29 protein-coding genes are annotated in these 25,615 nt (G+C 69.6%); 16 read left to right on the top strand and 13 right to left on the bottom strand.

Going from position 1 to position 25,615, the window contains the following annotated elements; translation table 11 throughout:
* A partial coding sequence (locus A33M_RS18505; protein WP_040621652.1) for an MFS transporter occupies nt 1-607 on the top strand: 607 nt, incomplete at its 5' end.
* A gap of 71 nt (nt 608-678) precedes the next feature.
* Here A33M_RS18505 and leuC read toward each other — a convergent pair.
* The 8 genes from leuC to ffh form a co-directional block, all read right to left on the bottom strand.
* Nucleotides 679-2,082: a 3-isopropylmalate dehydratase large subunit gene (leuC, locus tag A33M_RS18500; protein WP_008390400.1), complete on the bottom strand. Its 1,404-nt coding sequence runs from the start codon at nt 2,080-2,082 to the stop codon at nt 679-681.
* Nucleotides 2,083-2,178: 96 nt separating this feature from the next.
* Entirely contained in the window at nt 2,179-2,325 is a 147-nt protein-coding gene (locus A33M_RS24210) for a hypothetical protein (RefSeq protein ID WP_008390397.1), read from the bottom strand.
* Nucleotides 2,326-2,538: 213 nt separating this feature from the next.
* Nucleotides 2,539-2,901: a SecDF P1 head subdomain-containing protein gene (locus tag A33M_RS18495; RefSeq protein WP_157223555.1), complete on the bottom strand. Its 363-nt coding sequence runs from the start codon at nt 2,899-2,901 to the stop codon at nt 2,539-2,541.
* Nucleotides 2,902-3,027: 126 nt separating this feature from the next.
* The gene (rplS, locus tag A33M_RS18490; RefSeq protein ID WP_008390392.1) at nt 3,028-3,432 is read right to left on the bottom strand and encodes a 50S ribosomal protein L19; all 405 of its coding nucleotides are present in this window, start codon (nt 3,430-3,432) and stop codon (nt 3,028-3,030) included.
* 97 nt (nt 3,433-3,529) lie between these two features.
* A complete protein-coding gene (trmD, locus tag A33M_RS18485) occupies nt 3,530-4,255 on the bottom strand; it encodes a tRNA (guanosine(37)-N1)-methyltransferase TrmD (protein WP_008390391.1) in 726 nt (241 codons plus the stop codon).
* A 6-nt stretch (nt 4,256-4,261) separates the two neighbouring features.
* Nucleotides 4,262-4,867 (bottom strand): ribosome maturation factor RimM, encoded by a 606-nt coding sequence (gene rimM / locus A33M_RS18480; RefSeq protein ID WP_008390388.1) that lies wholly within the window; start codon nt 4,865-4,867, stop codon nt 4,262-4,264.
* 262 nt (nt 4,868-5,129) lie between these two features.
* The gene (rpsP, locus tag A33M_RS18475) at nt 5,130-5,429 is read right to left on the bottom strand and encodes a 30S ribosomal protein S16 (protein ID WP_272943335.1); all 300 of its coding nucleotides are present in this window, start codon (nt 5,427-5,429) and stop codon (nt 5,130-5,132) included.
* 252 nt (nt 5,430-5,681) lie between these two features.
* The gene (gene ffh / locus A33M_RS18470) at nt 5,682-7,274 is read right to left on the bottom strand and encodes a signal recognition particle protein (protein WP_008390383.1); all 1,593 of its coding nucleotides are present in this window, start codon (nt 7,272-7,274) and stop codon (nt 5,682-5,684) included.
* A 395-nt stretch (nt 7,275-7,669) separates the two neighbouring features.
* On the opposite strand from ffh, the gene A33M_RS18465 reads away from it, so the two are divergent.
* Nucleotides 7,670-8,731 (top strand): MBL fold metallo-hydrolase, encoded by a 1,062-nt coding sequence (locus A33M_RS18465; protein ID WP_040621649.1) that lies wholly within the window; start codon nt 7,670-7,672, stop codon nt 8,729-8,731.
* Between the two features lie 199 nt (nt 8,732-8,930).
* Here A33M_RS18465 and A33M_RS24695 read toward each other — a convergent pair whose 3' ends face one another.
* A complete protein-coding gene (locus A33M_RS24695; RefSeq protein WP_008390376.1) occupies nt 8,931-9,374 on the bottom strand; it encodes a GyrI-like domain-containing protein in 444 nt (147 codons plus the stop codon).
* Between the two features lie 565 nt (nt 9,375-9,939).
* Here A33M_RS24695 and dapF point away from each other — a divergent pair.
* The 4 genes from dapF to A33M_RS18440 all read left to right on the top strand — a co-directional run bounded on the left by dapF (nt 9,940) and on the right by A33M_RS18440 (nt 13,023).
* Nucleotides 9,940-10,827: a diaminopimelate epimerase gene (gene dapF, locus A33M_RS18455; RefSeq protein ID WP_008390374.1), complete on the top strand. Its 888-nt coding sequence runs from the start codon at nt 9,940-9,942 to the stop codon at nt 10,825-10,827.
* Entirely contained in the window at nt 10,824-12,101 is a 1,278-nt protein-coding gene (mtaB, locus tag A33M_RS18450) for a tRNA (N(6)-L-threonylcarbamoyladenosine(37)-C(2))-methylthiotransferase MtaB (protein WP_008390373.1), read from the top strand. Before dapF ends, mtaB begins: the two co-directional genes overlap by 4 nt.
* Nucleotides 12,102-12,124: 23 nt before the next feature.
* On the top strand, nt 12,125-12,508 hold the full coding sequence (locus tag A33M_RS18445) for a lysozyme inhibitor LprI family protein (RefSeq protein ID WP_008390371.1): 384 nt from the start codon (nt 12,125-12,127) through the stop codon (nt 12,506-12,508).
* Between the two features lie 95 nt (nt 12,509-12,603).
* A complete protein-coding gene (locus tag A33M_RS18440) occupies nt 12,604-13,023 on the top strand; it encodes a MaoC family dehydratase (RefSeq protein WP_008390369.1) in 420 nt (139 codons plus the stop codon).
* A 1-nt stretch (nt 13,024) separates the two neighbouring features.
* On the opposite strand, the gene A33M_RS18435 is transcribed toward A33M_RS18440, so the two are convergent.
* Genes A33M_RS18435 through A33M_RS18425 form a run of 3 tightly spaced genes read right to left on the bottom strand, consistent with a single transcriptional unit; the run spans nt 13,025 to nt 14,751 of the window.
* Nucleotides 13,025-13,489 carry an HVO_A0114 family putative DNA-binding protein gene (locus A33M_RS18435; protein WP_008390367.1) on the bottom strand — a complete coding sequence of 155 codons (465 nt, stop codon included), beginning with the start codon at nt 13,487-13,489 and terminating at the stop codon, nt 13,025-13,027.
* Nucleotides 13,490-13,529: 40 nt separating this feature from the next.
* The gene (locus tag A33M_RS18430) at nt 13,530-13,850 is read right to left on the bottom strand and encodes a DUF6516 family protein (protein ID WP_008390365.1); all 321 of its coding nucleotides are present in this window, start codon (nt 13,848-13,850) and stop codon (nt 13,530-13,532) included.
* Between the two features lie 25 nt (nt 13,851-13,875).
* Nucleotides 13,876-14,751 (bottom strand): RluA family pseudouridine synthase, encoded by an 876-nt coding sequence (locus A33M_RS18425; protein WP_008390362.1) that lies wholly within the window; start codon nt 14,749-14,751, stop codon nt 13,876-13,878.
* A 50-nt stretch (nt 14,752-14,801) separates the two neighbouring features.
* On the opposite strand from A33M_RS18425, the gene ftsY reads away from it, so the two are divergent.
* The 4 genes from ftsY to A33M_RS18405 all read left to right on the top strand — a co-directional run bounded on the left by ftsY (nt 14,802) and on the right by A33M_RS18405 (nt 17,070).
* Nucleotides 14,802-15,755, top strand: a complete 954-nt coding sequence (gene ftsY / locus A33M_RS18420) for a signal recognition particle-docking protein FtsY (protein ID WP_040621661.1) — start codon at nt 14,802-14,804, stop codon at nt 15,753-15,755.
* A 173-nt stretch (nt 15,756-15,928) separates the two neighbouring features.
* Nucleotides 15,929-16,171: a hypothetical protein gene (locus tag A33M_RS18415; RefSeq protein WP_157223553.1), complete on the top strand. Its 243-nt coding sequence runs from the start codon at nt 15,929-15,931 to the stop codon at nt 16,169-16,171.
* A gap of 137 nt (nt 16,172-16,308) precedes the next feature.
* A complete protein-coding gene (locus A33M_RS18410; RefSeq protein ID WP_008390356.1) occupies nt 16,309-16,515 on the top strand; it encodes a hypothetical protein in 207 nt (68 codons plus the stop codon).
* Between the two features lie 222 nt (nt 16,516-16,737).
* Nucleotides 16,738-17,070: a hypothetical protein gene (locus tag A33M_RS18405; protein ID WP_202801951.1), complete on the top strand. Its 333-nt coding sequence runs from the start codon at nt 16,738-16,740 to the stop codon at nt 17,068-17,070.
* A gap of 36 nt (nt 17,071-17,106) precedes the next feature.
* On the opposite strand, the gene A33M_RS18400 is transcribed toward A33M_RS18405, so the two are convergent.
* Entirely contained in the window at nt 17,107-18,366 is a 1,260-nt protein-coding gene (locus A33M_RS18400) for a LysR family transcriptional regulator (RefSeq protein ID WP_052027123.1), read from the bottom strand.
* Nucleotides 18,367-18,818: 452 nt separating this feature from the next.
* Between A33M_RS18400 and A33M_RS18395 the strand changes: the two genes are divergently transcribed.
* The 6 genes from A33M_RS18395 to A33M_RS18370 all read left to right on the top strand — a co-directional run bounded on the left by A33M_RS18395 (nt 18,819) and on the right by A33M_RS18370 (nt 25,361).
* Nucleotides 18,819-19,760 carry a TAXI family TRAP transporter solute-binding subunit gene (locus A33M_RS18395; protein ID WP_008390349.1) on the top strand — a complete coding sequence of 314 codons (942 nt, stop codon included), beginning with the start codon at nt 18,819-18,821 and terminating at the stop codon, nt 19,758-19,760.
* Nucleotides 19,761-19,988: 228 nt separating this feature from the next.
* On the top strand, nt 19,989-21,929 hold the full coding sequence (locus A33M_RS18390; protein WP_202801950.1) for a TRAP transporter permease: 1,941 nt from the start codon (nt 19,989-19,991) through the stop codon (nt 21,927-21,929).
* Between the two features lie 15 nt (nt 21,930-21,944).
* Nucleotides 21,945-22,811 (top strand): amidohydrolase family protein, encoded by an 867-nt coding sequence (locus A33M_RS18385; protein WP_008390346.1) that lies wholly within the window; start codon nt 21,945-21,947, stop codon nt 22,809-22,811.
* Between the two features lie 81 nt (nt 22,812-22,892).
* The gene (locus A33M_RS18380) at nt 22,893-23,624 is read left to right on the top strand and encodes a PIG-L deacetylase family protein (protein WP_008390344.1); all 732 of its coding nucleotides are present in this window, start codon (nt 22,893-22,895) and stop codon (nt 23,622-23,624) included.
* The gene (locus tag A33M_RS18375) at nt 23,624-24,295 is read left to right on the top strand and encodes a 4-carboxy-4-hydroxy-2-oxoadipate aldolase/oxaloacetate decarboxylase (protein WP_008390342.1); all 672 of its coding nucleotides are present in this window, start codon (nt 23,624-23,626) and stop codon (nt 24,293-24,295) included. Before A33M_RS18380 ends, A33M_RS18375 begins: the two co-directional genes overlap by 1 nt.
* On the top strand, nt 24,288-25,361 hold the full coding sequence (locus A33M_RS18370) for a 4-oxalomesaconate tautomerase (RefSeq protein WP_085977094.1): 1,074 nt from the start codon (nt 24,288-24,290) through the stop codon (nt 25,359-25,361). Before A33M_RS18375 ends, A33M_RS18370 begins: the two co-directional genes overlap by 8 nt.
* Nucleotides 25,362-25,615 lie beyond the last annotated feature (254 nt).

Genomic DNA, 25,615 nt, shown 5'->3' with positions numbered 1-25,615 from the left:
CGGGCGGTGCGCCGCCGCGGCGCCCCCGGCGCCGCCCGCCGGCGGCCGGCTCGTCGCGCTGATGCGCGACAAGGGGCTGGTCGCGGCGTGGGCGGTCTCGCTGACCGTGCTGTTCGGCTTCGTCACCTTTCACAGCGGCGCGCAGCTGCTCGATCTCGGCGTCGACCGCGAGACGCTGCGCCTCGTCGGCCTGCCGCCGCTGCTGCTCACGCTGGTCGCGGCGCCGCTGTCGGCGCGGGTCGGGGCGCCGGTGACGGCGATGCTGGGGATTGTTCTCGAAGCGACCGCCTTCGTCCCGGCGGTGGCCGGTGGCCCGGCGGCGACGATGCTCGCGAGCGTCCTGGTCGCGGCCGGCGTGGCGCTGGCGGTGCCGGGGCTGATCTCGACGGTGGCGATGCGGTCGACGCCGTCCGACCGGGGGCTGGCGATCGCGATCTACGGCTTCGTGCTGTTCGTCGGCGCGAGCCTCGCCCCGCCGGTCGCCGCCGGCCTCGCCGGGGCGGGGGCGGTGATTTGGGTGGTGCCGGCGGTCGGGCTGATCGCCTCGGCCGTCCTGATGGCGGCGGTATTTCGCCGCGCCCCCCGCATCGAGCCCGGCCAGCCTTGAGCTCGCCCGGCCGGCCTCGATCTTGCCCGGCCGGCCACTGGGGCCGGCCGGTCGTTCTCACGCGACGGGCGTCACTTCCAGGTGCGGATGTCGACGAAGTGCCCGGCGATGGCGGCGGCCGCCGCCATGATCGGCGACACCAGATGGGTGCGGCCCTTGTAGCCCTGGCGGCCCTCGAAATTGCGGTTCGAGGTCGAGGCGCAGCGCTCGCCCGGCGCCAGCTTGTCGGGGTTCATCGCCAGGCACATCGAGCAGCCCGGCTCGCGCCATTCGAAGCCGGCCTCCTTGAAGATCACGTCGAGGCCCTCGGCCTCGGCCTGCGCCTTCACCAGGCCGGAGCCCGGCACCACCATCGCCTTCAGCGTCGGGCTGACGGTGCGGCCCTTCACGATCGCCGCGGCGGCCCGCAAATCCTCGATGCGCGAATTGGTGCAGGAGCCGATGAAGATGCGGTCGAGCGCGATGTCGGTGACCTTCTCGCCGCCGGCGAGGCCCATGTAGCGGAGCGACTGCTCGGCCGCCATCCGCTTCTTCTCGTCGGCGATCTCGGCGGGCACCGGCACCCGGCCGGCGATCGACACCACCTGCTCGGGGCTGGTGCCCCAGGTGACCAGCGGCGGCAGATTGGCGGCATCGAGCGTGACGACCGCATCGAAATGCGCGCCCTCGTCCGACTTCAGCGTCTCCCAGTAGCGGATCGCCTGGTCCCAGGCCTCGCCCTTCGGCGCCTTCGGCCGGTCCTTCAGATAGTCGAAGGTGTTTTGGTCGGGCGCCACCATGCCGGCGCGCGCGCCGCCCTCGATCGACATGTTGCAGATGGTCATCCGGCCTTCCATCGAGAGGGCGCGGATCGCCTCGCCGGCATATTCGATGGTGTAGCCGGTGCCGCCGGCGGTGCCGATCTCGCCGATCACCGCGAGGATGATGTCCTTGGCGGTGACCCCGTCGGGCAGGCGGTTGTTCACCTGCACCAGCATGTTCTTCGACTTCTTCTGGATCAGCGTCTGGGTGGCGAGCACGTGCTCGACCTCCGAGGTGCCGATGCCGTAGGCGAGCGCGCCGAACGCGCCGTGCGTCGCGGTGTGGCTGTCACCGCAGACGATCGTCGTGCCGGGCAGCGTAAAACCCTGCTCGGGGCCGATCACGTGGACGATGCCCTGCCGCTGGTCGAGCTCGTTGTAATATTCGAGGCCGAAATGCGCGGCGTTGTCGGCGAGCGCGGCGATCTGGGCGGCGCTTTCCGGGTCCTCGTTGGGCTTCGAGCGGTCGGTGGTCGGGACGTTGTGGTCGACCACGCACAGCGTCTTCTGCGGCGCCCGCACCTTGCGGCCCGCCATGCGAAGGCCCTCGAAGGCCTGCGGCGAGGTCACCTCGTGGACGAGGTGGCGGTCGATATAGATCAGGCAGGTGCCGTCGGGTTGCTGATCGACGACGTGGTCGTCCCAGATCTTGTCGTAGAGGGTGCGCGGTTTCATGGCTCGTCTCGCGATGTCGGAACGGTGAGGAAAGCGGAGCGGCGACGGTATCGGACGGCGGCCGGCCGTGTGCGGGCGGCGCGCGCCGTCGATGCGTCAGGCGGGAAGCGCGGACAGGATGGTCGCCGTCAGCCGGCCGAAGAAGCGCCAGGGCAGGCGGACATGGTCGTCGAGCACGACGCGCGACAGCGCCGCCGGTCCGAGGACCGGCGTCCGCCGGAAATCTGCGCGTTGCGACACCATGGACGTTCTGTAGCAAATCCAAACTGGCGCGACAACGAATGTCGATTTCACGACGGCGTCAGCGGGCGGGGCACCATGGGGTGCGCACGGCACTCCGCGCCTCTGCGGCACCCTACGGAACCGCGAGAACGTAGCGTGCGCAGAGCGCAGCGTGCGCACGGCGCGGTGGGGTGCGCACTGTACCCTATGCGAGCGAGCCGGCACCGAAAACCGTCAGTCGCTCGCGGTCTCGACCTCGAGCCGGGCGCCCTGGTCGGCGAGGCGTCTCGCGAGCGTTTCCGCGGCCTCCGGGCTCGCGACCGGGATCTGGCCGACGCCGCCCGCGACCCGCTCGGCGACGATCGGCTTGCCGAGCGTCGCGCCATCGACCCGGATGAACACCCGCTTGCCGACATTCGCCTCGGTGAAGCGGGCAAACACCTCGCGGCCGGCGGCGGTGAGGACGAAGCTCACCGTCGGCTTGCCGGAGATTTCGTCGGTTCCGGCGACCGCCTGCGACACCTCGAGCAGCACCGGCTCGGCACGGGCGCAAAAGAACGCCGCGGAGCCCATAAGGGCGCCCGCGGCGAGCAGCATGGTGACAACGGGAAGGCGGCGGGCCGGCCGACGACGCCAAAGGCCGGCCATGCCGGCCCTTTTGGTCCACCACGGGCCGGCCATGCCGGCCCTCGGCTTGGGCGTCCGACGCGGCACCCGCGCGGCTTACTCGGCCGCCTCGACGTTGCCGCCGGCCTCGCGCTCGCCCTGGCGGGCCTGACGCTCGACGATACGGGCCGACTTGCCGCGGCGCGCGCGCAGATAATAGAGCTTCGCGCGACGCACCTTGCCGCGGCGCACCACCTTGATGGAGTCGATCATCGGCGAGTAGAGCGGAAACACGCGCTCGACGCCCTCGCCATAGGAGATCTTCCGCACGGTGAAGTTCTCGTGCAGCCCGCCGCCGGAGCGGGCGATGCACACGCCCTCGTAGGCCTGAACGCGGCTGCGCTCGCCTTCCTTCACGCGGACGTTCACCGTCACGGTGTCGCCCGGGCTGAAATCCGGGATCTCCTTGCCGGCGGAGAGTTTCGCGATCTGCTCTTGCTCGAGCTCTTGGATCAGGTTCATGGGTGTCTCCAGCGCTGCGCCAGGCGCGAGCGCGCCGGTCATACGGAAAAGGAATTGATCGGTTTGCGGGTGGCTATACGCTATCGGCGTCGGCTTGTCATCCGTCGGTCGTGTTTTTCGCTGCCGGTCTCGACGCATGTCGGACCCACAGATCCGGCCGTCTTTCGCGGGTCAGACGCTCGGCCTCGGCGCGCCGCCACGCCGCCACCCTGCCGTGATCGCCCGACACCAGAACGGCCGGAATCTCGTGTCCCTCCCACACCTGCGGACGGGTGTAGTGCGGGTATTCCAGAAGGTCGTCGGAAAAGCTCTCCTCCGCCCCGGATTCTTCCTTGCCCATCACGCCGGGCAAGAGGCGCACGCAGGCATCGACCAGGACCTGGGCGGCGAGCTCGCCGCCCGAGAGCACGTAGTCGCCGATCGAGATCTCCTCGAGGTCTCTTCCGTCGATGACGCGCTGGTCGATCCCCTCGAAGCGCCCGCACACCACCACGACGCCCGGTCCCGCCGCCAGTTCCGCGACGCGCGCTTGCGTCAGCGGCCTTCCACGCGGGCTGGTGAGAAGGCGGGGACGCGGGTCCGGCGGCTCGTTGCCCGTGACCGCATCGATCGCGCGGGCCAAGACGTCGGCCTTCATCACCATGCCGGGACCTCCGCCCGCCGGCGTGTCGTCGACGGTGCGATGACGGTCGGTCGCAAAGTCACGCAGGTCGACCGCCTCCAGCCCCCAGATTTTTCGCGCAGCCGCCTTGCCGGCGAGGCTGTGGCCGAGCGGTCCCGGAAACATCTCGGGAAAGATGGTGATGACGGTCGCGCGCCACATGACGGATCAGCCCGGCCCGCCCTCGGACGGCCCACCCTCGGACGGCGGGGGCTCCTCCTCGTCGAAAAAGCCCGGCGGCGGATCGAGCACCACCCGCCCGCCGGAAACATCCACCTCCGGCACCATCGCCTTGGTGAACGGCGCCAGAAAGGTTCTTCCGCGCGAGGGGGCGATCTCGAGAATGTCGCCGGCGCCGAAATTCTGCACCGCGATCACCGTGCCGAGCGGTTGCCCCGCGGTGTCGACGGCGGCGAGGCCGATCAGGTCGGCGTGATAGAACTCGTCCTCCTCGGGCGCCGCGAGCTTTTCGCGCGCCACGAACAGGTCGAGATTCTTCAGGGCCTCCGCCGCGTCGCGGTCGCCGACCCCCTTCAGGCGGGCGACCAGGCAGTCCTTGGCGGGGCGAAGGCTTTCGATCTCGAACACCCGGCCGTCACGGGCGTGCAGCGGGCCGTAATCCTTCACCGCGGCGGGATCGGCCGTGAACGACCACAACCGCATCTCGCCGCGCACGCCGTGCGGCGCCCCGATGCGGGCGACGCAGACGTCTTTCCTCGCGGCACCGGCGGGTCCCGCTCCGGCGGGCGGAGCCGAAGGCCGATCGTCGTCCATGATCGAATGTCCTGCTGGCCGGAGACGCGGCGATGCCGCGGCTTTTCCTCGGCCGCTCGGTCCCGCGCTGGCGGGAAACCACTGCTCGGAAAATCCGCTCGAGCCGGCCGTCCTTTCGAGTCTCGACAGTCCGGCGACCTCCGCTGCGAAACGCTGGGTCCCCGCTTTCGCGGGGACGAGCGGAGGGGGCGGACGGATCATGACTCGCGAGCGATCGTCCGAGCACCGGCTGGAACGATCCGGGGCGCGCCGCGGCGAGCGCTCACGCGCTCGCGGCCTTGCGCTCCTTGCGCGGAACCGCCTTTTCGGGGTTGTTGCGCGGCTCGCGCTTGACGATGCCGGCCTCGTCGAGGAAGCGCAGGATGCGGTCCGACGGGGTGGCGCCCTTGGCGAGCCACTCCTTGGCCTTGTCGAGGTCGAACTTCAGCCGGTCGGCCTGGTCCTTCGGGGCCAGCGGGTTGAAGTAGCCGATGCGCTCGATGAAGCGGCCGTCGCGCGGCGAGCGCGAGTCGGCGATCACGATGTGATAGAACGGCCGCTTCTTGGTCCCGGCACGGGCCATCCGCATTCTCAGAGACATTGTTGGTCCTTTCTCGTCTCGATCAGTTTTTCAGCGCCGGTCGATGCCGAGGCCGCTTAGGGTGATGAGCATTCGATTCGCCGAGCTGGTCCACATTCCCGATCCGCCCTCGTCCTGAGGAGCGGCCGTAGGCCGCGTCTCGAAGGGCCGGGGCGGCCCGGGTGGGGCCTCATGGTTCGAGACGCGCTCCTGCGGAGCGCTCCTCACCATGAGGTCGAGCGCAGACAACTCGCGTCACTTCTTCTTCCCGAAACCGGGAAAACCTTGGAACCGGCCGCCGAGGCCCGGCAGCTTGGGCGGGAGGCCCGGCAGGCCCGGTCCACCCGGACCCGGCAGTCCGGGCGGCGTGCCCGGCAGCCCTCCCGGCGGTCCGCCGAGCGGCGAGCCCGGCATGCCGGGCGGCGGCGCGCCTTTCAGCGACTCCAGCCCGCCCGGAAGCTGCTCGGCCATCTTTTCCAGCTCCGCCTGGCTCGGCATGCCGCCGCCGAAGCCGAGCGCATTGGCGAGCCCGGCGATCGGACCGCGCTTGCCGGAGCCCATCTTCTTCATCATGTCCGCCATCTGGCGGTGCATCTTGAGGAGCCGGTTGATCTCCTCGACCTTGGTGCCGGAGCCGGCGGCGATGCGCTTCTTGCGGCTGGCCTTGAGGAGATCCGGGGTGCGGCGCTCCTTCGCCGTCATCGACTGGATGATGGCGATCTGCCGGGTGACGATCTTGTCGTCGAGATTGGCCGCGGCGATCTGGTTCTTCATCTTGGCGACGCCCGGCATCATGCCCATCAGGCCGCCGAGGCCGCCCATCTTCAGCATCTGCTCGAGCTGCTCGCGCAGATCGTTGAGGTCGAACTGGCCCTTGCGCATCCGCTCGGCGGTGCGCCGCGCCTTCTCGGCGTCGATGGTGGCCGCGGCCTTCTCGACCAGCGAGACGATGTCGCCCATGCCGAGGATGCGGTCGGCGATCCGCGAGGGGTAGAAATCCTCGAGCGCGTCGAGCTTTTCGCCGACGCCGATCAGCTTGATCGGCTTGCCGGTGACCGCCCGCATGGAGAGCGCGGCGCCGCCGCGGCCGTCGCCGTCGACCCGCGTCAGCACGATGCCGGTGAGGCCGACCCGCTCGTCGAACGAGCGGGCGAGATTGACCGCGTCCTGGCCGGTGAGCGCGTCGGCGACCAGCAGGACCTCGTGCGGGTTCGCCGCCTGCTTCACCTCGGCGACCTCGGCCATGAGGGCCTCGTCGAGGGTGATGCGGCCGGCGGTGTCGAGGATCACCACGTCGAAGCCGCCGAGCCGGCCGGCCTCCAGCGCGCGGCGGGAGATTTGCACCGGCGTCTGGCCGGCGACGATCGGCAGCGTCTGCACGCCGACCTGCTCGCCCAGCACCGCGAGCTGCTCCATCGCCGCCGGGCGGCGGGTGTCGAGCGAGGCCATCAACACCTTGCGCTTGCCCTGCTCGGTCAAGCGCTTGGCGATTTTTGCCGAGGTCGTCGTCTTGCCCGAGCCCTGCAGGCCGACCATCATGATCGGCACCGGGGCGGGGGCGTTGAGGTCGATCGGTTCCGCCTCCGCGCCCAGGGTCTCGATCAGCTGGTCGTGCACGATCTTGACGACCATCTGGCCGGGGGTCACCGACTTGATGACCTCGACGCCGACCGCGCGCTCCTTCAGCTTGTCGATGAAGCCGCGCACCACGTCGAGCGCGACGTCCGCCTCGAGCAGTGCACGGCGCACCTCGCGGGCGGCGGCATCGACGTCGGCGGCCGTCAGCGCGCCGCGCCGGGTCAGCCGGTCGAGGATGCCGGAAAGCTTGTCGGAAAGACCGTCGAACATGGGCTCGCCTTTCGTCTCGGGCGTTCGCCAAACCAAAACGCACCCGAGGGCGCACAGCGCTGTCGGGTGTTGACCTCCGGTCTTGGGGACCGGTCGGCGGAGTCGTGGTCCGGCTCTTGTCGAGAGCGGCGGGACACTAGCCGGAGGGGTGCGCCGAAGTCAATTCGGGTTTTCGGCCGGCTTTTTCGCCCACACGGCGGCGTGAACGCGGGTGCCGCGGTGCGGACGCCGTCTTGTCCCCGCGCCCGGAGCGCCTACCTTCCGGTGACGCGTACCGGACACTCGTGCCTCATACTCGGCCGCCTGCCGTTCCGGCGGGCGCTTCTCTGCTCTGCATGCGGCTTTCGCCCGTGACCCCCCGCCGGGCCGCCCGGCCCGAGATCAGGAGACCGCTCGTGGCGCCCACCCGCCGAACCCTTCTCGCGAGTCTTGCCGGCGTGACGGCGATCGGCACCGCCATCGCCACCGCCCGAGCGCGCGCGCAAAGCTGGTACGAGGGGCCGGTGTCGGACCATTTCGACGGCACGGTGTTTCGCGATCCGCACGGCGCGGCGCCCAAGAGCTTCGGCGACATGCTGAAATGGTGGTCGACCCGCGGCGGCGAGGCGTGGCCCGAGCGGGCGCCGAGCCCGTTCTCCGACCATCCGCCCGAGCGGGTGGAGGGCGCGCGCCTTCGCCTCTCTTATGTGGGCCATGCGAGCTTTCTGCTGCAGACCGGCGGGACGAACATTCTGCTCGATCCGGTGTGGTCGGAGCGCGTCTCGCCGTTCGATTTCGTCGGGCCGAAGCGGGTCAACGATCCCGGCATCCCGTTCGACGCGCTTCCGCCGATCGACACCGTGCTGGTGTCGCACGGCCATTACGACCATCTCGACGTCGACACGCTCTCCAGGCTTTCGGCGGCGCATCGCCCGCGGGTGATCACCCCGCTCGGCAACGATGGCGTGATGACGGCGCACGATCCGGCGATCCGGGTGGAGGCCTACGACTGGCACGACCGGGTGGAGATCGCGCCCGGCATCGCCGCGACGCTGGTGCCGTTGCGGCACTGGTCGGCGCGCGGCCTGTTCGACCGCAACAAGACGCTGTGGGCCGGCTTCGTGCTGGAGACGCCGGCGGGAAAGATCTACGTCGTCAGCGATTCGGGCTACGGCGACGGGTTTCGCTTCAAGGAGGCGAAGGACCGCTACGGCCCGTTCCGCCTCGCCATCCTGCCGATCGGCGCCTACGCGCCGCGCTGGTTCATGCGCGACCAGCACATGGACCCGGCGGAGGCGGTGCGGGCGTTTCTCGATTGCGGCGCCGAGCTGGCGGTCGCCCACCACCACGGCACCTTCAAGCTCACCGACGAGGCGATCGACGCCCCGCCGAAGGCCTTGGCGGAGGCCTGCGCCGCCGCCGAGATCGGCCCGGAGGTTTTCCGGGTGCTGAAGCCCGGCGAGGTGTTGGAGATTTAGCGGGCGGACGCCGCGAGCCGGCGGCTCCTGCGGCGTATCCTCGTCTCGTGGCATCCGTTACCGGAAGGTGGCACCAGCCAAATCCGCTCATTCCCGCTCGAGCGGGAATCCAGTTCTTCCTTTTTTTCATGTCTTTCTGGGTCCCCGCTTTCGCGGGGACGAGCGGGTGGGGCGGATTCTGTCGCGGCGGCTCCCCGCCTCACTTCAGCGGCACAAAAACTTCGATCAGCAACTCGTCCTCGGGCGTCGTCAGCGGATCGGTATCGTAAACCTCGACGAAGGAGTCCTGGGCGTCGATGTCCTTGTCGTCGAGCTGGTTGGTGATCGCCTCGTAGGTGGTGTCCATCGAATCGTACGAGCCGCGGTGGACGTATTTGAGCGCCTTGCCGGACGGCGAGGGGCCGACCGAGAGGTCGACCTGCGGCGGCGTGCTCGGGGCCTGTGCGACCGGCACGCCGACCTTGAAGTTGAAGCCGGAATCGTCGGTCGAGGTGTAGATCGTCATCGCCGGGCCGGTGGCGGAAATGTTCTCCTTCTTCAGATAGTCGTTCACGGCCTTCAGGCCGGTCTTGATGCTGTCGAACGCCTTGTCCCAGGTGGCGGTGCCGGAGAAGGCGACGATCGTCCTTTCCGGCAGGGTCACCTCCTCACCGAAAACCTCGCCGCCGGTGGCGGGCGGCGCGACGTCGTCGGCGGTCTCGCTGTCCTGTGCGGGCGCTGGGGCAGGCGCTGCTTGTGGGGAAGCTTGGGCGGGCGCGGGGGCAGGGGCTTGCGTGGTCGTGGGTGCCGGAGCAGGCGCTTGTGCCGGAGCGGGCGGCTGCGGTTGCGCGGGCGTGCCGGCGGACGAGTCCGCGGGCGAGCCCGCGGGCGAGCCTGCCGGGTTTTGCGCGAGCGCCGAGCCGAGCGGGCCGGGCGCCGCCCAGACGCCCAGCGCCATCGCGAGGCCGGTCGACGTCGCCACGAGACGAGACAGTCGCATCCGAGACGGCCGCATCGCAAACTCCTGTCGGTAATTCGGTATGTCGCTCCGGCTCGATACGAGCACGGCCGACCTGAACGGAAGCACAACGCGCTGCGTCGCGCCATAGCACCGTAGCGCCCGCGGATCCCGCTTTCGCTGGTCAAAACCCGGCGCTATCCCATATAAGCTCCGGCACGAAACAACCGCACGAGAACGCGGGTTCCTCACCCGCCCGGACCTTTTCCTCATGAGCGCTCTCGCCGACCATCGCTTCGTCAAGATGAACGGCCTCGGCAACGAGATCGTCGTCGTCGATCTGCGCGACCGCGCGAAAAAGCTCGCCCCCGACGAGATCCGCGCCGCCGCCAGGCAGGTGCCGTTCGACCAGATGATGGTGCTCTATCCGCCGAAGACGCCGGGCACCGACGGGCTGGTGCGCATCTTCAACACCGACGGCTCGGAGGCCGGCGCCTGCGGCAACGGCACGCGCTGCCTCGCCGACCTCGTCTTCGCCGAGACCGGCAAGGCGGCGCTCACCTTCGAGACCCGCGCCGGGCTTTTGAACTGCTGGAAGGGCGAGGCGCCGCACGTCTCCACCGTCGACATGGGCGCGCCGAAATTCGGCTGGCGCGACATCCCGCTCGCGGAAGAGTTTCGCGACACCCGCGCGATCGAGCTGCAGATCGGCCCGATCGACGCGCCGGTGCTGCATTCGCCCTCGGTCGCCAGCATGGGCAACCCGCACGCGGTCTTCTGGGTGGACGACGTGAACGCTCACGATCTCGCAAAATTCGGGCCGCTGCTGGAAAACCATCCGATCTTTCCCGAGCGCGCCAACATCTCGCTCGCCGCCGTCACCGGGCCGGACCACCTCACGGTGCGCACCTGGGAGCGCGGCGTCGGTTTGACGCGAGCCTGCGGCTCGGCCGCCTGTGCCGCCGCGGTGTCGGCCGCGCGCACCGGGCGCACCGGCCGCAGCGTGCGGGTGACGCTGCCGGGCGGCGACCTTCTCATCGACTGGCGCGAGCGCGACGACCACGTGCTGATGACGGGCCCCGCCGAGCACGAGTTCGACGGGGTTTTCGACCCTGCGCTGTTCACCGCCGGGGCGACCACCGCTGCGGGGGCGGCATGAGCGTCGACGTCGTCACCTTCGGCTGCCGGCTGAACACCTTCGAGTCGGAGGTGATCCGCCGCCGCGCGGAAGAGGCCGGGCTCGCCGACGCCGTGGTGGTGAACTCTTGTGCCGTCACCGGCGAGGCGGTGCGCCAGACCCGGCAGGCGATCCGCAAGCTCAAGCGCGAGCGGCCCGATCGAAAAGTGGTCGTCACCGGCTGTGCGGCGCAGACCGAGACCAAAACCTTCGTCGACATGCCGGAGGTCGACCGGGTGCTCGGCAATGCCGAGAAGCTTTCTCGAGGCGCCTGGGAGGAGACCCGCGCGGTTCTCGCGGGGGACGGCGTTGCGGGGGCCGGGGACGAGCCCCCGAAAAAGGCGGCGGTCGAGGACATCATGGCGGTGCGCGGCGTGTCGGCGCCCGCGATCGACGGGATGGAAGGCCGGGCGCGCGCCTTCGTGCAGGTGCAGAACGGCTGCGATCACCGCTGCACCTTCTGCATCATCCCCTATGGCCGCGGCAATTCGCGCTCGGTCGCGGTCGCCGACGTGGTGGCGCAGGTGCGCCGGCTGGTCGAGAACGGTTTTCGCGAGGTGGTGCTGACCGGCGTCGACATCACCAGCTTTGGCAAGGATTTGCCGGGCGCGCCAAAGCTCGGAACGCTGGTGAAAACGGTGCTCGCCGCGGTGCCGGAGCTGCCGCGGCTGCGGCTCTCCTCGATCGATTCGGTGGAGGCGGACCGCGACCTCCTCGACGCGCTCGCCGAGGAGCCGCGGCTGATGCCGCATCTCCATCTGTCGCTGCAGGCGGGCGACGACCTCGTGCTCAAGCGGATGAAGCGCCGCCACTCGCGGGCCGACGCGATCGCCTTCTGCGAGGCGGTGCGGCGGCTGCGGCCCGACGTCGTGTTCGGCGCCGACATCATCGCCGGCTTCCCGACCGAGACCGAGGCGATGTTCGAGAACTCGCTCGATCTGGTCGAGGCCTGCGGGCTCACCTTCCTGCACGTCTTCCCCTACTCGCCGCGGCCGGGCACCCCCGCCGCGCGGATGCCGGCGGTCGCCGGGCCGGTGGTCAAGGAGCGGGCGATGCGGTTGCGCCTTCTCGGCGACACAATTTTACGGCGGCATCTCGACGGCGAGGTCGGCCACCGCCGTGCCGTGCTGGTCGAGACCGGCGCGACCGGGCGGACCGAGCATTTCTTCCCGGTCGGGCTTTTTGATCGGGCGCCCGGCCGGATCGTCGAGGTCACGGTGACGGGCCACGACGGCCGCCGGCTGCTCGCCGCCTGACGACGCGACCCGAGGAGGCTTTCATGAGGCGTTCGCGGTCGGGTGCCGGCCTGCCGACGATTCCGCTCGCCTGTGTGCTGGGGACACTTTTCGCGCTCGCCGGACCGGCGGGCGCCGCCCAATATGCGCCGATCGACTGCAAGAAAGCCGAGACGCCGGCCGACCGCACGGTGTGCGGCAATTATGCGCCCGGCCAGGACGAGGCGCGCATGGCGACGCTCTACGGCATCGCCACCTCGCTGGTGGCGATGGGCCAGCGGGGCGACATCGAGGACGCGCAGCGCGCCTTCATCCGCGACCGCGAGGCGTGCGGCGCCGACGTCGCCTGCCTGAAGCGGGTCTATGCGACCCGGATCGGGCAGCTCGACGAGGTGATCGCCGACATCGCCTCGCGCGGCCCGTACTGATAGGGTCGGCCGGACCGGGCACGGCGGCTCTTCGCGGCGCACCGTGTCCTCCCGACCACCGGGGCCTTCGGGTCCCGCCGATCCGAACATTGGCAATGCGCGTCGATCCGACCGAAACTTTTTCCACCACGCTCGCCGTGCCGTTCGCCGAGACGAGCGCCTTCGCAAAACTCGCCGGCGACGAGAATCCGCTGCACCACGATGCAGCGTACGCCGCAGGCACCCGCTACCGGACGCCGATCGTCTCCGGCCCGCAGATGGCGGCGCAGCTGATGGGCTTTCTCGCCACCCACTATGCCGAGAAGGGCGCGGTGATCGGCCACGACATCTCGTTCCGCTTCCACAAGGCGATCCCGGTCGACCAGGAGATCACGCTGGAATGGGCGGTCGACAGCGTCACCGAGGCGCCCCATCTCGGCAGCGACGTGGTCGTCCTGCGCGGGCGCATCCTCACCGCCGACGGCACCGTCGCCACCAGCGCAAAAGCGCGCATTCTGGTGGGGGAGGGGTTTTGAATTAGCGCTCGGCCGTGCGGGACTGCGGTGCGCCGTCTTCAGCGGGTTCGGCATCCCGCTCCACCGAGAGGCGGCTCGTCGGGCCGGCGAGATCGAGCGCGAGCGTGATGCGCCGCGCGATCACCCGTGGCGCCCGGACCCGGCCGGGGCTGTCCTCGAAATCGACGATGCCGGCCTCGCGCAGCTTCTTCAGCGTTCGCGACAGATTGGATTCCTTTCGGTCGGCGAGCGCGGCCAGCTCGCGCAGCGAGGCCGGCCGCTTTTCGGCGATCAGCCGAAGAAGGGCGATGTTCTCCTCCGACAAGAGCTTGACCATCGCCTCCGCCGCGCGGGCGCCGAGCGCCGTTTCCGCCGTCGTGGCGCTGTCGAACCAGTGCTTCGGCTCGGCCGTGGCGAGACCGGGCTCGGCGACGACGCGCTTGGTCCAGCGCATGAAATCCCCGATCGTCCCGGTCCTATAGGTCATTCGGAATCCCTCGCTCGGTCATCACCCGCGCCACCTCCCGTCAAAAATCCTCGAGCAGCGTCGCGGCGGTCGTGAACACGTAGGGGCGGCCCGGATCGGTCTCGGTGCGGTGCCAGTGGTCGTAGGCCCGGCCGGCTTTCACGAAGCGCCCGCCGGGATGTGGCACCGGATGCGCGTTGTCGAAGCGGACGAACGGCTCACCGTGGATCGGCCGAAACACCAGGGCGTAGCTGATGCCGTGCGGCCGCTCCGGCGTCTCCGGCGTGCGTTTCGCCGTGAACTCGACGACATACCCCGCCGCCGCCTCGTAGCGCGCCCCGTCCAGCGACAGCAGCAGCTCGAGCTCGGCATCGTCCTCCATGAGTTATCCTGTTATCATAAGATAATCAAGGCTCGCGGTCGCCATCCCACCCGCACACGGTCAGCATCGCCTTCAGATGCGCCGGGATCGGCGCGACCACCCGGACCGGCGGCTTCGACTTGGACAAGGGCACCACGATCTCGCGGGCGTGCAGATGCAGGCCCGGGCCGCCGAAGCGCGGGCCGTTGCCATAAATGTTGTCGCCGACGATCGGGAAGCCGCTCGCCGCGCAATGCACCCGGAGCTGGTGGGTGCGGCCGGTGAGGGGCGACAGCGCGAGCCAGGTCCATCGCGGGGCGACCGCCTCGGCGGCGCCGTCCGGCGCTCCGGGCGGCCCCGACCTCCCGCCGTCCGCTTCGCCGCCGCTCGCGCGGGCCGCGATGCCCTGGCCTGGCAGCCGGGCCGCGGCAGGGCTCGGCTGCGCCGTGCCACCCGCCGTGGCGGTCGGCACGACACCCGCCCCGCCTGCGTCGCCGGGAGACGGGTCCGCCGGCGAGCCGGCCGGCGAGCGGCCGAGCACGCGCCACGTCGTCACCGCCGGCTGGCCGGCGGGATCGGGCCGCATCCACCAGCCGCGGGTCTCGTCGAGCCGGCCGAGCGGCAGGTCGATCACGCCTTCGTCCGCCTCCGGGCCGCCCTCGACCACCGCCCAATAGGTCTTCTTCACCTGCCCGTGCTTGAACAGGAGCCCGAGATGCGCCAGCGCCTTGCGGTGGCGGCCGAGCACCAGGCAGCCGGACGTCTCGCGGTCCAGCCGATGGGCGAGCGCGGGCGGCCGCGGCAGGCCGAAGCGCAGCGCGTCGAAGCCGTCCTCCAAGCTCCCGCCGCCCTTGGGGCCACGGTGAACCGGCAGGCCGGCCGGCTTGTCGATCACGATCATCAGCCCGTCGCGGTGGAGCACGCGGGCAACCATCTCTTCCGGTGTCATGGGGAGTGCGCTATCACCCCGCCATGACCGATGACAGCACCAATGACAAGGGCGAGCGCCAGAGCTGGTGGCGCCGGCTCTCCTCGGGCCTGAAGCGCACCTCCGCCTCGATCGGCGGGGCGATCGCCGATCTCGTCACCAAGCGCAAGCTCGACGCCTCGGTGATCGAGGAGCTGGAGGAGGCGCTGATCCGCGCCGATCTCGGGATCGCCACCGCCGCGACGGTGGCCGAGAAGGTCGGCGAGGGGCGTTACGACAAGCAGGTCTCGCCCGACGAGGTGAAGGCGATTCTGGCCGCCGAGGTGGAAAAAATCCTCGGTCCGGTCGCGGCGCCGCTGGCGATCGATCCGGCCAAAAAGCCGTTCGTGGTGCTGATGGTCGGCGTCAACGGCTCCGGCAAGACGACGACGATCGGCAAGCTCGCCGCCCGCCTGAAGCGCGACGGCCATAAGGTGATGCTCGCTGCCGGCGACACCTTTCGTGCCGCGGCGATCGAGCAGATCAAAATCTGGGGCGAACGCACCAAGAGCCCGGTGGTGGCGGGGCAGCAAGGCGCGGACGCCGCCGGCCTCGCCTACGACGCGCTGGCAAAAGCGCGCGCCGAGGGCGCCGACGTGCTGCTGGTCGACACCGCCGGCCGGCTGCAGAACAAGGCCGGGCTGATGGACGAGCTCGAGAAGATCGTCCGGGTGATGAAGAAGCTGGACGACACCGCCCCGCACGCGGTGCTCCTGGTGCTCGATGCCACCGTCGGCCAGAACGCGCTGTCGCAGGTCGAGGTGTTCTCCAAGATCGCCGGGGTGACCGGCCTGGTGATGACGAAACTCGACGGCACCGCCCGTGGCGGCATTCTCGTCGCGGTGTCGGAAAAGTACGGCCTGCCGGTGCATTTCATCGGGGTGGGCGAGGGGATCGACGACCTCAGTCCCTTCGCCGCCAAGGATTTCGCCCGCGCGGTCGCCGGCATCGAGGATTGATTTTTCTTCCACCGCGTCCCGGTCGGGTGCACGGGAGGCGGTGGCGGACCACAACCGGTAACTGCCTGTTAACCATGTTTCGGCATGCTTCCTGCAAACAGGGGGCTGCCATGGGCTCGACGTCCGCTCGTCCGTCCGTTCTTCGTACCTCCGTCGCTGCTCGTCCTTTCCGAATGTCCCGCTCCGGGGTGCGCCTGCTCGCGGTCGCCGCCGCGTGCGCCGTCGCCGTGTCGGTCGGGGGCTGCACCTCGACCGGCACCTCGCCCGGTCCTGCGGCGCGCAGTGCCGCCACGGCGAGCGCCGCCGCAAAACCGCGGATGTCGGCGAAGCACCGAGCCCACGCCGCCCCTGCGCCGAGCTCCGCCACGACGCCGGCGCTGTCGTCCGGCCTGTTCGTGCTCGGCACCGGCTACTGAGCCCTCCCCTCCCGCAGCCTCGTCCTGCCCCGGAAATCGGGTCGCGCGAGCGCGTCCCGGAACCATCGCCGCCGCGGCTCTTTGACGGACGTCGGTCGAGGCGGGTGGCCGGGCCGACGAGCACGAGGGAGCCGGCGATGGACGATCGGACCGAACAATTCGCAAACATCCTCGGATCGGCGGTGATCGCCCTGTGGGGGCGGCTGCCGCAGGATGTGCAGCACGATCTGTTCGAGGAGGCGGTGCTGGCCGGCCACACCAAGGCCGGCGAGCGCGACGAGAGCCTGCGCGAGGCGCTGGCGGTCTTCCTGCATCACGAGAATCCCCGCACCGCCGATGCGTGAGCCTGCGCCGTCCACTCCGTCTTCACCCGAAAGGTTCAGAGTGGGGCACTGCACCGGTTCCCAAAATAGCCGGCATCGTCCGGCAGGAGTGGGGTCGTGACCACATCGTCTGCGCCATCATCGCCTGCGCCATCGTGTTCCGTCCCGACGCCCGCGCCGTCCGCACGGCCGCGCCGTGGCTTCCGCCTGGCTCTGATCTGCGGGCTCGCCGCGCTGTTGGCCGTGCCGCCGCTCGCGGCGACCCCGGCCGACGCGAAGAGCCGATCCGTCAAAGCCAAACGTCCCTCGCTGACGATCCGGCCGGCGCGCGGCTACGGCTTTCTGCCCGGCTACGAGCCGCCCGACCGGCCGAGCCCGTACCGCCGGACGCGGTCCGACACCGCATGGATCGCAAAACCCTACGGGCCGGGGCGGCGCTATTTCGATCCCTACACCTGGCAGTGGCAATATGGCTGGGGCGGCCCGCGCTACTACCAGGGCCGGTGGAACGGCGGTAGCTTCGGCCCGTGCTGGACCGACACGCCGATCGGCCCGGTGTGGAACTGCGGCAAGTAGCCCTTTTCTGCGCAGGCTTCGGCTTCGGCGCCCCCGTCAGCCGACCGGCAGCGCCGGTGCGCGCTCATCGTCTTCCGTCGGTGCATCCGTCTTCTCGTCCGCTCGCCCGTCCCGCCCGCGGCCGGGCGCGTGCAGCGAGCCGATGCGGTCGATGATCGCCAGAAAATCCGCCTGCGAGCGGGTCGGCTTCCAGCCGGCGCGGGTGGTGATGCCGATCTGCCGGCTGGTGCCGGGAAGCGCGACCGCCAGCACCGCGAGGGTGCCGGAGCGCGCCTCCGCCTCCGCCTGGCGGCGCGACACGAAGCCGAGATAGTCGCTGATCACCAGGATCTCGCGCATCAGGATCAGCGACGAGGTCTCGACGATGCTGAGCGGCGTCTCCGCGCTGCTGGCGACCACCCGGTCGAAATGGCCGCGTGTCGGGGTGCCGTGGCCCGCCACCACCCACGGATAGTGCAGGAGCTGCGCGACCTCGAGCCGCGGCTCGCCCGCCAGCGGATGGGCCGGGCTCGCCACCACCACCAGCCCGTCGTCGAACACAGGACGCTGCTCGATGTCGTCGATCGGCGGCGGGTTGCGCAGCGCGCCGACGATCAGGTCGATGTCGCCGCGCCGCAGGCCCGGCAGAAGCTCCCGATACGACCCGCTGACGATCTTGAGCGCCGTCTTCGGCCACCGCTCGCGGAACCGCACGATCGCCTGCGGCAGCCCGAACGAGCGCGACAGCGGCAGCGCGCCGATGACGATCTGGCCGGCGTCGCGGCCGGCATGCTCCTCGATCTCCATGCAGGCCTGGGCGAGCTCGGCGAAGGCGAGGCGGGCGGCGCTGGCGAGATTGTCGCCCGCCCGGGTCGCCGTCACGCCGCGCCGGTCGCGGGTGAAGAGGGGGCGGCCGGCGTCGGTCTCCAGCCGGGCGATGGTGCGGTGCACGGTCGGCTGGGCGAGTCCCATGCCGCGCGCGGCCAGCGTGAAGTTGCCGGCCTCGCGCACCGCGATCAGCGCCTCGAGCTGGGCATTGGTGACGGTCAGGGTGAGCCGCGGCGCGATCGCCGCGCACGTCGTGTCGAGCCGTTCGAGTGCCCGCTCGACGCGCTCGGCGAAGCGCCGCCCGACCGCGGTCGGAAACACGCCGGCCGGCGTGCGGTCGAGCAGGCGGGCGGCGAGCTGCGCCTCCAGCTTGGCGACCGCCTGGGTCACCGCCGGCTGCGAGATGGCGCACACCGCCGCCGCCTTGGTCAGCGACCCCTGGGCGACCACCGCGGCGAAGGCGCGGAGATGGCGAAGATTGAGATCCATCGGTTCGGCATCCCTGCCCGGCATTTTTGCACGGCACCCGGGTCCGGTGCCGTTCCGAAGGCGCCTCCGAAACCGCCGTCGCGCACAGCCGCTATTGCCTTGCCGCATCGCGGGATGCGCATCAGCCGGTGGTGCCGGGCCGCTGTCTGCGAAGCTCTATAGCATGTGCTTATGGGAAAGGCACAACAAGGAATTGGCCGGCTGCCGCGGCGGTGGCCAGAATGCCGCGCGTTTGGTCCGAGACGGACGGGACCGGCCTCCTCCCGCGACGGGAGCGGCGGCCGGCGGTTTCCCGCCCCCTCGACGGCCACGGGGCCCTGCCTCGACGGCACGGTCCGAAACGTTCCGACGCAAGGCGCGGACGTCGAGACGATCTCGGTGTTCGCCGCGTCTTGCGGTCCGTTCGCTGCCGCCCTCACGGCGGCCCGAGACCTGAGTGGGAGGACCTGGACGTGAAACTTCTCGACCTCGCTTTCGGGGCGCTGATGGCCGCAACGGTCGCCGCCGCCCCCGCCATCGGCCCCGCCGCCGCCTCCGATCGGATCTCGATCGGCACCGGTGGCACCGGCGGCCTGTTCTATGTGATCGGCGCCGGCATGGCCGATCAGCTCAACAAGCATCTCGACAACGCCTTCGCGCGTGCCGAGGTGACCGGCGCCTCGATCGAGAACATCCGCCGCGTCGCCGCCGGCCAGATGACGTTCGGCTTCTCGTCGTCCTCGACGCTCTACGAGGCCAAGCACGGCGAGGGCGCCTTCAAGCAGCCGCAGCCGGTCGCCGCGATGGCCTATCTCTATCCGGCCGTGCTGCAGATCGTGACGATCGAGGGCACCGGCATCAAGTCGTTCGCCGATCTGCGCGGCAAGCGCGTCAATCTCGGCCCGCCCGGCTCCAACTCGGCGGTGCTGGCGCAACGCCTGCTCGAAGCCTACGGCGTGTTCGATCCCTCCAAGGTGCAGTTCCTCTCCTACACCGAAGGCACAGCCGCCCTCCTCAACGACAATATCGACGCGACCGCGGTTCTGGCCGGCGCGCCGACCTCGGCGCTGATCGACCTCGCCGCCCACCGGCCGATGCTCGTGCTGACGGTGGACGAGAGCAAGATCGGCGATCTCCTGAAGAAGTACCCGTTCTATCAGCTCTACACGATCGCCCCGAACACCTATTCCGGCCAGACCCAGGCGGTGACGGTGATCAACGATCCGGCGACCATCTTCACCAAGGAAGACGCCGATCCCAAGCTGATCCACGCCATCACCAAGACGATCTTCGATCATCTCGACGAGCTCAAGCAGGTGCATCCGCAGGCCAAGGCGATCGCCGCCTCGACCGCCACCAAGACGCCCATTCCGCTTCATCCCGGTGCGAAGCAGTATTTCGACGAAGCGAAGTGATCTCTGCACGCGAGTGGTCCGATTCCGACATTCGCCTCCCGCTGCCGCGAATCCGATCGCGAATGTCGGAATCGAAAGACCTCTCGCAATCATAGAGTCCTGGTGGAGCTTCGAATTCGACGTTCGAGAACGAACATGCGGCCGAGCGGGACTCGAACGTCGAATTCGCTCCACTCGAAACTGCACGACAACGGTCGTCCAACGACCATCGTCACGATGGAAGCGTCCATGTCTTCTTTCCTTGCCGCGATCCGACTGCGCTCGCCGGAGGGTCGTCGCGACGCCGAGGTCGCCACCGCCTCGTTCCTGTTCTCGCTGCTGGCGGTGGCGGTCGCGCTGCTCGTGATCTACGGCGCCTATTACGGCGGAATCACCGCGCTCATCCTGCGCTCGGTGTTCTTCTCCGCGGTGTCGGCCGCCGGCCTGATTCAGCTCGGCCTCACGACCGGGAAATCGCCATGGCGCTTCCTTCTCTATCTCCTCGCCATCGTCGCGTTGGTGCCGGGACCCTATCTGTGGGACTCCTATATCGACATCATCATGCGCGGCGCGATGTCGGTGCCGATCGACAAGGTGATTTTCGTCGGGCTGGTCGCCGTCGTCCTCGTGCTCACGCGGATGACGCTCGGCTGGGCGCTGGTCACGCTGGTCGTCGCCTCGCTCGCCTACGCCTATTTCGGTGATCTGATCCCCGGAAAGTACGGCCACGGCGGCTACGATCTCGCCCGCCTCGCCTCGACCTTGATGCTGTCGACCGAGGGCGTCTACGGCGTGCCGATGGGCGTCGCGGTCGAGTACATCTTCCTGTTCGCCTTTCTCGGCACGCTTCTGATGAAGATCGGCACCGGCGTGGTGTTCGTCGACATCGCCCGCGGCATCACCGGCCGCATCAATGGCGGGCCGGGCCTCTCGGCCGCACTGTCGAGCGCCCTGATGGGCACCATCAACGGCAGCGCGGTCGCCAATGTCGTCACCACCGGCACCTTCACCATCCCGCTGATGAAGCGGGTCGGCTACACGCCGGTCACCGCCGGCGCGATCGAGGCGGCGGCCGCCTCCGCCGGGCAGATCCTGCCGCCCGTGATGGGCGCCACCGCCTTCCTGATGGCGGAGGTGATCGACGTTCCCTACAAGCAGATCGCGCTCGCCGCGATCATCCCGAGCTTCCTCTATGTCGGCGCGCTCCTGGTCGCGATCCGCCTCGAGGCGGGCCGGCTCGGCCTCGGCAAGGACGAGAACGCCAGCGCTGCGCTGATCGTCCAGACGCTCGCCCGCCGCGGTTATCTGCTGCTGCCGCTGGTCGGCCTGATCGTCCTCCTGGTGATGGACTACACGCCGACCCGCGCGGCGGTGATGTGCATCGTCTTCGGCCTCTTGATCTCACCGTGGCACCGCGACACCCGCATCACGCCGCTCGGGCTGGTGCTGGTGTGCCGCGACACGCTGATCTCGACCATCCCGATCATCGCGGCGGTTGCCGCCGCCGGCATCGTCATCGGCGTGCTCAACCTCACCGGCCTCGGCCTGATGCTGTCGAGCCTGATCCTCGAGGTCGGCGGCTCGAACCTCTGGCTGATCCTGCTGCTCACCGCCTTCACCTCGTTCGTGCTGGGCATGGGCCTGCCGACCTCGGCCGCCTATCTGCTGCTCGCGGTGCTGGTGGCGCCGGCGCTGACCAAGCTCGGCCTGCCGCCGATGGTCGCCCACATGTTCATCTTCTACTACGGCATGATCTCGGCGATCACCCCGCCGGTGGCGCTGGCCGCCTTCGCCGCCGCCTCGATCTCCGGCGCCGACCCGACCAAGACCGGCTGGGAGGCCTGCCGGCTCGGCTTCGTCGTGCTGCTGATCCCGTTCATCTTCGCCGAGATGCACGCGCTCCTCTTGATCGGCAGCGCGTTCGAGATCGCCGCGGCCGTCGTGCTCGCCTCGATCGGCGTGCTGGCGCTGTGCGTCTGCTTCGCCGGCTGGCTCGGCCGTCCGATGGCGATGATCGAGCGCCTCGCCTTCCTGGTCGGCGGCATCCTGGTGATGTGGCCGGCCAAGGTTGCCGACACCAGCGTGACGACGCTGGGCATCCGCGCGCTCGGCGTCGTCGTCCTGATCGCGATGCTCGTGCGCTTCGTCGATCGGGCGGCGCTGCAGCGGCGGCAGCCGTCGCGAATCTGAAAGGACCTTCCATCCATGTCGAGCGAGAACCTCGCTTTCTGTGCCGCGCCGAAGAAGCCGGACATCGTGCTGCCGCCGAACGCGTGCGACTCCCACTGTCACGTGTTCGGCCCGGCCGCCCGCTTCCCGTTCGCGCCGCAGCGGACCTACACCCCGGTCGACGCGCCGAAGGAGACGCTGTTCGCCCTGCATCGCCATCTCGGCCTGATGCGCACCGTGCTGGTGCAGGCGAGCTGCCACGGCACCGACAATTCGGCGATGCTCGACATGATCGCCGCCGATCCGGACAACTGCCGCGGCGTCGCGATGGTGAAAAAGGACGTGAGTGAAGCCGAGCTGAACAGCCTGCACGCGGCCGGCGTGCGCGGCGTGCGCTTCAACTTCGTCACCCATCTCGGCAAGGACGCCGACCACGACGCGATCGAGGCGATCGTGGCGAAGATCGCGCCGCTCGGCTGGCACGCGGTGGTGCATTTCGACGCCGACAAGCTCGAGACGCTGGCGCCGTTCCTGCGCAAGCTGCCGGTCACCATGGTGGTCGATCACATGGGCCGGGTCGATGCCTCGAAGGGCCTCGATCAGCCGGCCTTCCGCATGCTGTGCGAGCTGATGGAGGACGAGCGCTTCTGGGTGAAGGTGTGCGGCTCCGAGCGCATCTCGCGGGCCGGCCCGCCGTTTCACGACGCGGTGCCGTTCGCCCGCACGCTGGTCGAGCGTTTCACGAACCGCGTGCTGTGGGGCACCGACTGGCCGCACCCGAACATCAAGAAGAACATGCCGGACGATGGCGCGCTGGTCGATCTGCTCGCGCTGATCGCCCCGCAGCCCGCCCTGATGCAGGCCCTCCTGGTGGACAATCCGACGCGCCTCTACTGGTCCTGAGACACCCGTAACCGTCGCAGCTTTTCGAGTTCGACTGTCGCCCCCGGCCGCACCGGTGCGCGAGATGAAGGAGCATACCCCATGACTGACAAGACGGCGCTGGTGGTCAGCGCGCATTCGGCCGACTTCGTCTGGCGCTGCGGCGGCGCGATCGCGCTGCATCAGAAGCTCGGCTTTCAGGTGACGGTGGTCTGCCTGTCCTACGGCGAGCGCGGCGAGAGCGCGAAACTGTGGAAGCAGGAGGGCATGACGCTCGACAAGGTGAAGGCGGCCCGCCGCAAGGAGGCCGAGAACGCCGCGAAGGCGCTGAACGCCCACGACATCCAGTTCTTCGATCTCGGCGACTATCCGCTCGAAATGGACCGCGAGGCGAAATATCGCCTGGTCGACGTGATCAGGAAGGTGCGGCCGAGCTTCATGCTGTCGCACTCGTTCGACGACCCCTACAACACCGACCACCCGTACGCGTCGAAGATGGCGCTCGAGTGCCGGATGATCGCCCAGGCCTGGGGCCACAATCCCGGCGAGAAGGTGCTCGGCGCGCCGCAGCTCTATCTGTTCGAGCCGCATCAGACCGAGCAGTGCGGCTGGAAGCCCGACACCATTCTCGACATCACCGAGGTGTGGGACCAGAAGCGCGCGGCGATCGAGTGCATGGAGGGCCAGCAGCACCTCTGGCACTATTACGGCAACGTGGCCGAGAACCGCGGCAATCAGTTCCGCCGCAACTCCGGCGGCCAGGGCGGCGGCCGCGAGGCCAAGCAGGCCGAGGCGTTCCAGTCGATCTTCCCGCGAACCGTGGACGTGCTGTGATGGGTGTCGTCGTTCAGAACATCGAGCGGGCCGATGCGGCGGTGATCGCCGGCCTCGCCGAATGCGGTGTCGCCACCGTTCACGAGGCGCAGGGTCGCAAGGGCTTGCTCGCCTCCTACATGCGGCCGATCTATTCGGGCGCGCGGATCGCCGCCTCCGCCGTGACGATCTCCGCGCCGCCCTGCGACAACTGGATGATCCACGTCGCGGTGGAGCAGGTGAAGCCCGGCGACGTCATCGTGCTGGCGCCGACCTCGCCGTCCGACGCCGGCTATTTCGGCGAGCTGCTCGCCACCTCGCTGCGGGCGCGCGGCTGCGCCGGCCTGGTGATCGAGGCGGGCGTGCGCGACATCCGCGAGCTGACAGAGATGCAGTTTCCGGTGTGGTCGAAGGCGGTGTGCGCGCAGGGCACCGTCAAGGCGACGCTCGGCTCGGTCAACGTGCCGATCGTGTGCGCCGGGGCGGCGATCGATCCGGGCGACGTGATCGTCGCCGACGACGACGGCGTGTGCGTGGTGCGCCGCGCGGAAGCGCCGGCCGTGCTGGAAGCCGCCAAGAAGCGGCTCGCCAACGAGGAGGCCAAGCGCGCGCGCTTCGCGAGCGGCGAGCTCGGCCTCGACATCTACGACATGCGTCCCAAGCTCGCCGCGATGGGGTTGAAATATGTCTGAGGGGATCGGCGTCCGTTGCATGTGGATGCGGGGCGGCACGTCGAAGGGCGGGTATTTTCTCGCCGACGAGCTGCCGGCCGGCCGGGAGGCGCGTGACGCCTTTCTGCTCGAGATGATGGGTTCGCCCGACGCCCGTCAGATCGACGGCATGGGCGGCGCCGATCCGCTCACCTCCAAGGTGGCGGTGGTGAGAAAGTCGGATCGCCCCGGCATCGATGTCGACTATCTGTTTCTCCAGGTCTTCGTCGATCGCGCGGTGGTGAGCGATTCTCAGAACTGCGGCAACATCCTCGCCGGCATCGGCCCGTTCGCGATCGAGCGCGGGCTGATCACGGCAAAGGACGGCACCACCGACGTCTCGATCTACATGGAGAACACCGGGCAGGTGGCGGTCGCGACGGTGGCGACGCCCGGCGGCGTTCCGACCTATGCCGGAGACGCGCGCATCGACGGCGTGCCGGGCACCGCGGCGGCGGTCCCGATCGCCTTTCGCGACACCGCCGGCTCCTCGTGCGGTGCACTGCTGCCGACCGGCAACGTGGTCGACGTGATCGAGGGCGTCGCGGTGACGATGATCGACAACGGCATGCCGTGCGTCGTGATGCGTGCCGCCGATCTCGGCATCACCGGCGACGAGCCGCCGAAGGAGCTCGAGGGCAACGCGGCGTTGCGTGAGAAGCTGGAGGCGATCCGACTGAAGGCGGGGCCGCTGATGAATCTCGGCGACGTCACGGACAAGTCCGTGCCGAAGATGACGATGGTGTCGCGGGCGAAGAACGGCGGTGCGATTGCGACCCGCACCTTCATCCCGCATCGTTGTCACGCGGCGATCGGCGTGCTCGGCGCGGTCAGCGTCGCCACCGCCTGCCTGCTCGACGGCAGCCCGGCGGCGGAGCTGGCCTCGATTCCGGACGGGGCCGAGAAGCTGCTGTCGATCGAGCATCCGACCGGCGAGATGACGGTGGTCGCGACCGTCGAGCCGGACGGCACGGTGTCGCGCACCGCGATCCTGCGCACCGCCAGAAAGCTGTTCGACGGCACGGTGTTCGGCCGCAGCGGGGGGTGAGATTCTGTGCCCATGGGTGGTCGCTCGTGCCCCAACGGCACTGCGGCCCGACGTGCCGGAAACGAAACGCCGCCGCGGCCGGGCGATCTCCACCTCGCGGCTGTGGCCCTCGCCGAGGACGGCGTATTGCGCCGTCGCAGTGGAGCCGAGCGGATGGCCGACACGGCTCAGCCCCGGCGGGTGGTGACGGCCCGACTTTCGGGGGCTAGTACTACCGTTGCGTCTTTTTGAGGGCTTCGGCATCATCGGCACGG

Source organism: Rhodovulum sp. PH10, assembly GCF_000293785.1.
GTDB lineage: Bacteria > Pseudomonadota > Alphaproteobacteria > Rhizobiales > Xanthobacteraceae > Rhodoplanes.
The sequence above is the reverse complement of the archived record's forward strand: the minus strand, read 5'-3'. Positions and strand labels throughout refer to the sequence as shown.